The sequence below is a fragment of the bacterium genome (assembly GCA_026398675.1).
Classification (GTDB): domain Bacteria; phylum RBG-13-66-14; class RBG-13-66-14; order RBG-13-66-14; family RBG-13-66-14; genus RBG-13-66-14.
This window is the reverse complement of the sequence record JAPLSK010000106.1, coordinates 1-4555: the sequence shown is the minus strand read 5'-3', so window position 1 is coordinate 4555 and position 4555 is coordinate 1. Positions and strand designations below refer to the sequence as shown.

Here is a 4555-nt window from a genome sequence, read left to right as displayed (position 1 = left end):
TCTACTACATCTGCCCCAAGGTGTGGGCCTGGTGGCCCTGGCGGGCGGCGGGGCTGGCGAGGCTCTGCGACCTGATGCTGGTCATCTTCGACTTTGAGGAGGCGCTCTGGCGCTCGCACGGCGCGCGGACTCTCTTCGTCGGCCATCCGGTCCTGGACTACCTCCCCGCCCCGGGGCCCCCCGGCGACGCGAAGCGCATCGCCCTCCTGCCGGGGAGCCGGCCGGGGGAGCTGGATAAAATCCTGCCGCCCATGCTCGGCGCGGCGAAAATTTTAGTAAACCGCGACCCCGAGCTCCGCTTCGTCCTCCCCAGCGCTACGGACGAGATTCGGGAGCTGACCGCGGCGCGGCTCGATAAGCTCGACGTGGACCGCCTCGTCGAGCGAGTCGCGGGAACGTTCCACGCCGAGGTCGCCCGCTGCGGCTTGGCCCTGGTGGCCTCGGGAACCGCCAGCCTCGAGGTCGCCTGCCTGGGAATACCCCAGGTTCTGGTTTACAAAACCGGATTGTTGACCTACCTCTTCGGCCGGGCCGTGATCCGCCGCCCGTGGATCGGCCTGTCCAACCTGGTCGCGGAGAGGGAAATCGTGCCGGAGCTGCTGCAGTCGCGGCTGACGCCGGTGGGCCTGGCCCGGACGGCCTGGGACCTCCTCGCCGACGAGAGTCTTCGGACGAGGCAGCGGGAGGCCGGTCTGGAGCTGAGGGAGCGGCTGGGTGGCGGCGGTGCGGCGGGGCGCGCGGCGGAAGAAATCGCCGGATTACTGGAGGGTCGCCGTGGCTGAAAAATTCGGCCACTCGCTCCGGCGCTTTTTCCGGGAGATGCTGGTCCAGTGGCCCCTCATCACCCTTGGCTGGGCGCTTAACCTCGTGGCCTCGGCCGCCGAGGGGGGGCTGCCCTGGCTGGCCGGGATGTTCATAGACCGGCTGTCCGCCCCGAATCCCGGACTGGACCGGTTCCTCTCCGGCCTGGGGCTCGGCGCCGGGGCTGCGGACTGGCTCCTCCCCCTGGGCATGGCGGTCTCGCTGGCGATCAACGCGCTGCTGGTCTTCGGCGGGAGCTACGCCATCCAGTACTCGGGGCAGCGGCTGACCTACGACCTGCGCCGGCGCTTCTACGACCACCTCCTGGACCTGGACGTGGGCTTCCACACCGCCGTCGGCTCCAGCGACTCCCTGACGCGCCTGGTCCACGACGTAAACACCCTCTCGAACTCGGTCTACGCGGTGAAGGAGTTCGTCACCGCCGCGGCCGGCTCCCTGGTGCTCCTGGGGCTGATTCTGGCGCGGCACTGGCGCCTGGCCCTGGTCACGTTCATCATCCTCCCGCCGGTAATCATCGCGCTGAACCTGCTGGGGCGGCTGGTCCGCCGGCACACCCACACCGTGCGCCGGGCGGAGAGCTCGTTCCTGGCCCGGCTGCGGCAGAGCCTGGAGTCCATGCGGGTGGTGCGGGCCTTCGGCGCCGAGGAGTACGAGCAGGAGGCCCTCGACCTCCGGGTGGAGGACGCGCGCAAAAAAACCCTCCGCCGGGAGCTCACCGCCGCCGTAACCGGTCCCGTCATCCAGGCCCTCGGCGTCTCCGGCGTCATCGCCGTCATCGCCTACGGCGTCGGCCTGGTAGACGCGGGGACGCTGAGCACCGGGATGCTGGTGGAGTTCGTGGGGCTGGTGGCGCTGGTGCTCAAGCCCCTGCGCACACTGGGGCAGGCCAACGCCAACCTGCAGAAGATAGGCGCGTCGGCGGACCGGCTGTACGAGGTTCTCGACCGGGTACCCGCCGTGGCCGACCCCCCGGAGCCGGCGACGCCGCCACCGCCGCGGGGCGAGGTCGTCTACGAGGGGGTCTTTTTCGCCTACGCCGACCGGCCCGTTCTCTCCGACGTGTCCTTCCGCGCCGAGCCGGGCGAGACGGTGGCCCTGGTCGGCCCCTCCGGGGCGGGGAAGAGCACCCTGGTCAAGCTCCTGCCCCGGCTGTACGACCCGGACGCGGGGAGCGTCTGTCTGGACGGCCTGGACCTCAAACACTGGCCGCTGGCGGCGCTGCGGTCGAGGATGGCGGTGGTCCCGCAGCAGCCGCTGGTCTTTTCGGCGAGCGTGGCGGAGAACCTGCGCTACGGCGCCCCGGAGGCCACCGACGACGACCTGCGGGCGGCACTCGAGGCGGTGGGCCTCGCCGACCGGGTGGAGCGGCTCTCCGGCGGGTTCGACGGCGAAGTGGGGCGCGACGGGACCACCCTCTCCGGTGGAGAGCTCCAGCGGCTGGTCATCGCCCGGGCCCTCCTGGCCGACCCCCGGGTGCTCATCCTCGACGAGGCCACCAGCTCCCTGGACGCCGAGAGCGAGCTGGCGGTGCAGCGGGCGCTGGGTGGGCTCATGGCGGGGCGCACGACGCTGGTCATCGCCCACCGCCTGTCCACGGTGCGCGGCGCCGACCGCATCCTGGTCCTCGAGGACGGGAGAATCATCGAGCGGGGCGACCATGCCGAGCTGATGGCCGCCGGCGGCCTCTACCGGAATCTCGTCGAGCGCCAAGAGGGTCTTAGAGATGCTTGAAATGCCTTCTCATTGATGCTGCGCCCGATTGCGTTCGAACGGTTCGTTACGTAGACTACGGCTAAGGCGCCTGACGCGCCATTGATTCCAGGCCGGGACAAGGGGTTTAACCGAGCGAACCGAGCCTTAGCGAGCTACGCCCCTGGCGAATCGAGCTATGCCCCTGGCAAAACGAGCGAAGCGAGTAACGCCCCGGCGAAACCCCTTGTCTTAGCCGCCCTTTATGCTATATCCTCCCCCTTGGAGGTCGGTTTGCCCGAGCACGACTGCCCCATCTGCGGCGGGGAAGGCTGGATCGTCGTCACCGACGGGGACGGCGGCGAGGTCGTGCGCCCCTGCGAATGCGCCGCGGCCGTGCACCGGCGGGATATGCTGGGCGCCGCCCAGGTTCCTGAGCGCTACGAGCACCGCACCCTGGAAAACTTCTCCGGCCCCCTCAACCCCAGCCAGAAGAGAGCCCTCAATGTGAGTAGGCAGTACGCCGCCGACTTCCCCGAAGTCGAGGGCGGTCTCATCTTCTCCGGGGGCTGGGGGGTGGGCAAGACCCATCTGGCGGTGGGGGTGCTCAAGGTGGTGGCCGCTAAGGGACACTCTGTCCTCTTCGCCGACTCCCGGGAGCTCATCGGCGAGATCCGCTCCGCCTACGTCGATAATCAGCCCATCGTCGCCCGACGTCTCGTGGAGCGGGTCCTCTCCGTGGAACTGCTGCTCCTGGACGACCTGGGCGCCTACAACCTCACCAGTTGGGTTCTGGACACCTTCGCCGACATCCTCACCCGGCGCTTCAACGCCTGCCTGCCCGTCCTCATCACCACCAACTACCCGGATAAGACATCCGCCAAAAACGCGGAGACGCTGTCGGACAGGATCGGTCCCCGCCTCCGTTCGCGGCTGTACGAGATGTGCCGGCACCTCCACCTCATCGGCGACGACTACCGCCAGGACATGCTTGCCGACTCCTTCAATCCCGACGACTGAAATCGGAATTGCTTCTGGGTCCCGGTTGGGATAGAATAAGGTTGAAAAGGACGACGTAAAGATTCCCGATTGGGGGTAACATGCGAAAGCTCTGGCTTGTCCTTTCGGTTCTTCCCCTGGCGTTTCTGTTCTTCACGGGCTGCGACTCGGGCACCCCGAGCGGGGACGGGGACGGGGACGGCGACGGCGACGGGGACGGAGCGACCGACTACACTCTGGCCTGGGCGCTGGAGACGGCCGCCGACGCCATCGGCGACATCTACTCCGATCCCGCGCCCACCGCGCTGGGCGCCGATTGCCTGGCCGACGACGGCAAGATAATGTCCGACCCCGAGGGTTCCTGGTTCTTCTACATGATGGAGGACGGCCATCCCAGCCAAGGCCGCTACCTGGTCACCGTCCACTACGACGGCTCCGTGGAGACCGCCTGGATGCAGACGAACTCGGACGAGCTTCCCGTGTACGACGACGCCGTGCCCTGGCTGACCGCGGCCGTGGCCGAGGCCGATGTCCGGGAGTGGGATGCGCATGATCACCTGTCCCTCTTCGTCTACACGGACGAGGAGGACGTCTGGCCCGACGTCGCGACCGTCGCCCGGGTCGTCTTCTTCACCGCCGGGGGCGACGAGATAGGGCGGATTTACCTCGACGCCGACACCCTCGAGGTGCTTGAATAAGACTGAAGTTGCATGGGGGCCGCTTGGGACGGCCCTCACCTTGGTTGCGATGATGTAGGGCGGCCCCGTAGGACGAGTCCTCTGCGGGCCGCCGTTTTTCAACGTTCCCTATCTTGACCCTCACCCTAGCCCGTAGGCGAGCCTCTCCCTATAAGGGAGAGGGGATATGACGGGCCGACCTAAACGGCGCGCCGTCGGTCGGCCCCTACGAGGGCGATGGACGATTCAATCAAATTCCGTAGGGCGGGGATTCCTATCCCCGCCGTTTTCACGTTCCCGGCCTCGACCCTCACCCCGGCCCGTCGGCGCGCCGCTCCCTAAAAGGGAGAGGGGGGCGCCTTTACAAC

The 4555-nt window shown here is 68.1% G+C and carries 4 protein-coding genes; all 4 read left to right on the top strand.

From position 1 onward, the window contains the following. A partial coding sequence (locus NTW26_02425) for a lipid-A-disaccharide synthase (protein MCX7021128.1) occupies positions 1-782 on the top strand: 782 nt, incomplete at its 5' end. After that, positions 715-2553: an ABC transporter ATP-binding protein gene (locus NTW26_02420; GenBank protein ID MCX7021127.1), complete on the top strand. Its 1839-nt coding sequence runs from the start codon at positions 715-717 to the stop codon at positions 2551-2553. The genes NTW26_02425 and NTW26_02420, both read left to right, overlap by 68 nt. A 252-nt stretch (positions 2554-2805) precedes the next feature. Next, positions 2806-3531: an ATP-binding protein gene (locus NTW26_02415; GenBank protein ID MCX7021126.1), complete on the top strand. Its 726-nt coding sequence runs from the start codon at positions 2806-2808 to the stop codon at positions 3529-3531. A gap of 80 nt (positions 3532-3611) precedes the next feature. Continuing rightward, complete coding sequence (locus NTW26_02410) at positions 3612-4208, top strand: hypothetical protein (protein ID MCX7021125.1); 597 nt, start codon at positions 3612-3614, stop codon at positions 4206-4208. Positions 4209-4555 lie beyond the last annotated feature (347 nt).

Excerpts from the sequence above, each read along its gene's own strand:
- NTW26_02410 (MCX7021125.1), top strand. The coding sequence starts at position 3,612 with ATGCGAAAGCTCTGGCTTGTCCTTTCGGTTCTTCCCCTGGCGTTTCTG.